At 73.5% G+C, this 3,082-nt stretch carries 3 protein-coding genes and 1 pseudogene; 3 read left to right on the top strand and 1 reads right to left on the bottom strand.

Annotated features, from left to right (window positions below; genetic code table 11):
- From FRW57_RS23545 to mptB, 3 genes are all read left to right on the top strand, one after another.
- Positions 1–251, top strand: a 251-nt coding sequence (locus tag FRW57_RS23545) for a DUF5926 family protein (protein WP_238999500.1), incomplete at its 5' end; no start/stop codon positions are given.
- Between the two features lie 5 nt (positions 252–256).
- Entirely contained in the window at positions 257–997 is a 741-nt protein-coding gene (locus tag FRW57_RS19640; RefSeq protein WP_152186835.1) for a glycosyltransferase family 2 protein, read from the top strand.
- The gene (gene mptB, locus FRW57_RS19635; protein WP_152186834.1) at positions 994–2,469 is read left to right on the top strand and encodes a polyprenol phosphomannose-dependent alpha 1,6 mannosyltransferase MptB; all 1,476 of its coding nucleotides are present in this window, start codon (positions 994–996) and stop codon (positions 2,467–2,469) included. Before FRW57_RS19640 ends, mptB begins: the two co-directional genes overlap by 4 nt.
- Here the strand turns inward: mptB and FRW57_RS23540 are convergent.
- Positions 2,429–3,082: pseudogene (locus tag FRW57_RS23540) on the bottom strand (hypothetical protein); the annotation flags it as partial. The gene mptB and the pseudogene FRW57_RS23540 sit on opposite strands and share 41 nt — an antisense overlap.

The following is a 3,082-nucleotide window of genomic DNA, read 5'->3' as shown; positions in this document are numbered from 1 at the left end:
AACGCGCCGAGCAGGCGCGTGTCCTCGCCAGCACGCTCGGCGAGGACACGCGCCTGCTCGGCGCGTTCCGGGCGTGCGGGCTGCTCGTGCCGGTGTGGGACCTCGACCCGGCGCTGGAGGCCGGCGACTACGAGGATGCGATGGCACAGTTCGGTCGCCGCTTCGACGAGGCCCTCGACGGCGGGCCGCTCAGCGTGGACGAACGCCGCGCGCGCTCCGGCCTGCTGAGCCGCCAGGTCACGCTCCGCTGAGCGACATGGCCGTCGCCGCCATCATCCCGGCCAAGGACGAGGCCGACCGGATCGCCGCCACGGTCACCGCGGTCCGGCAGCTCGCCGAGGTCGACCTGGTGATCGTGGTCGACGACGGCAGCACCGACGACACCGGCGAGATCGCCCGAGCCGCGGGAGCGTTCGTCGCGAGGCACCGCCGCAACCGGGGGAAGGCGGCCGCGATGATGACGGGTGCGGCCCACGTCGCCCGGCGCGACACGACCCACCCGGCCGCTGACGGCGACGCGCGTGCGCTGCTCTTCGTGGACGCCGACCTCGAGGAGAGCGCCTCGGCCCTGGCCGCGCTGGTGCCACCGGTCACCACCGATCGGGCCGACATGACGATTGCCGTGCTGCCGCCCCAACGGCGCACGGGCGGCGGCCGCGGACTCGTGGTCGGGTTGGCCCGCGAGGGCATCGCCGACCTCACCGGATGGACGTCGACCCAACCGCTGTCGGGCATGCGTTGCCTCTCGCGCCGGGCCTTCGAGGCCGCCCGCCCGCTCGCCCGCGGCTGGGGAGTCGAGACGGGGCTCACGATCGACGTGCTCGACCACGGGCTGCGGATCGAGGAGGTCCGCTGCGCGCTGCACCACCGGGTCACCGGCTCCGACTGGCGGGGTCAACTGCACCGGGGCGCGCAGTACCGCGACGTGTGGCTGGCCCTCACGACCCGGCGGCTCGCCCGGGCCCGGCGGCGCCTCGCGTCGAAGCGACCGGGGTGACGAGCCTCCTGCCGAGCCGAGGCCGCTTCGACCAAGTGGTCCGGCCGGCAGCGCTCGTGGTCTCCTTCGGACTGCTCCTGGTCGTCGGCGCGACGGCAGAGTCGGCGGCCCGGCCGGGACTGGGTCCGCGCAATTGGGCGCCGGGTGCGCTGCCGGTTCACCTGTCGTCGGCCACCGTCACCGTTTTGCTCTGGGCCGCCTACCTTCTCGGTGCCGGCGCCGTGGGCCTGGCGCTGTGGCGGCCCCCCTCGCGGCCGGTCCGCTGGGCTCCGCTCGTCGCGCTCGGCGTCCTGGTCCTGCTCACCGCGCCGTTCGGCTCTGCGGACCACACCAACTACGCCGCCTACGGACGGATCGCCGCCCAAGGTGGTGACCCGTATGCCGTCGCGCCCGTCACGTGGCACGGTGGCAACGATCCGGTCACCAGCGCCGTCGAGCCGCCCTGGCGGATGACTCCCAGCATCTACGGTCCACTGGCCACGGCGGTCCAGGCGCTCACCTCGCTGGTCGGCGGGGACAACCTGCGGCAGACGGTCTGGCTGTGGCAGGTGGTGGTCGTCGCCTGTTTCCTCGGCGTGCGCGCGATCTTGTTGCGGCTGGCCGAGACCGAACGCTCCCGTGCGCGCGTCGACGTGTTGTGGACGCTCAACCCGGTCGTGGTCGGGGTGCTCGTGTGCGGGGCGCACGTCGACGTCCTGGCGACGCTGGCTGTGGCCGCCGCCCTGCTGCTGGCTCGGCGCAACCCCCTCCTCGCCGGGCTCGCCGTCGGCGCGGCAGTGAGCACCAAAATCACCTACGGAGTGGTGGCGCTCGGACTGCTCTGGGGTTGGCGGCTGCTCGGCCGACGAGAGCTGTTCCGTCGCGCCGGCACCGGTCTGCTCGGTGTCCTGCTCGTGGTCGTGCCGCTCTACGTGTGGGCCGGGCCGCACGTCTTCCGCCAGCTCGGCAACGCCGGCGGCAGCAGCTCGCTGGCCACCGCCTGGTCACTGGTGGTGCAGGTTCTTCGTCACGTGATGCCCGAATGGGCCGTCACCACGGTGGTGTTCGTGCTCGCTGCCATCACCATGATCGTCTTGGCGGCGGTCCTCGCCAAACTGCTGCACGCCGACGGACGCCGCCTCGACCGACGCCACCTTGACGGACACGGCGTCGTGCGCTCGGCGACGCTCGCCACCTTCGTGCTCACCACGGCATACGTCATCGCCGCTCCCTACTCGCTGCCGTGGTACGACGCGCTGACGTGGGCGCTGTTGCCGTTGCTCGTGCCGACCGCGGTGGACGGGGTGCTGCTGGGGAGGTATGCCGTGATGGCGCTGGCCTACGTGCCCGGCCGCGTGGTCGGGATGAGCACGTCGGTCGAGGCGTTCACGCTCGACTTCCGCCGTTGGTGGGCGCCCTGGGCGGGCTGGCTGACCTGGCTCGCGCTGGCGCTCATGGTGCGGCGGGTGGGTGCGCTGCGTCGTGAGTGGTGAGCGGATCGGCCACCGGCGTGGCGGTGCCTGCGGCTCGGCGGACCCCGACCGCGATGAGCAGCGGGATGGCCAAGGTGGCCCCGATCGCGGGAATCACGGTGCCGGAGTCGTTGGCGGCGAAGCCGATGACCCAGCAGATGGCGAGGGCGACCAAGCCAGGGCGCAACAGCGGGACGCCCTCCAGGGGCGCCAGCAGCCGCCCGGGCCGCGACGACGGGCGGGCCACCAGGTAGATCGCAGCCGCGAGGCCGACGGGCACCGCCATGGTCAGCGGCGAGCTGAGCAGGATGGCGACGTTCTGGTCGAGCTTGCGGCCGACCACCTCCGAGGCGTGGCCCTCGATGACCGACTGCACGAAGGCACCGAGGTGGGTGCGTGACGGAGCCGGCCGCAACCAGTCGAGGACGGCCAGCAGCGCGAGCAGCCCGACGGTCGCTCCGATGATGGCAGCGGCCCGGCGCCAGGTCAGCCGAACGCCCAGGGCCGCCAGCAGGAGGAAGCCGAAGGCAGGCACGAGGGCGGGCGGACCGCCGAAGTCGGCCCCCCAGCCGGGCCACCCGTCGACGAGCACCGCAGCGATGCCGAGCGCGACGACCGTGGCAGCGGCGAGCCG

Source organism: Segeticoccus rhizosphaerae, assembly GCF_009192725.1.
GTDB classification, from domain to species: Bacteria; Actinomycetota; Actinomycetes; order Actinomycetales; family Dermatophilaceae; genus Segeticoccus; species Segeticoccus rhizosphaerae.
The sequence above is the reverse complement of the archived record's forward strand: the minus strand, read 5'-3'. Positions and strand labels throughout refer to the sequence as shown.

Excerpts from the sequence above, each read along its gene's own strand:
- FRW57_RS19640 (WP_152186835.1), top strand. The coding sequence starts at position 257 with ATGGCCGTCGCCGCCATCATCCCGGCCAAGGACGAGGCCGACCGGATC.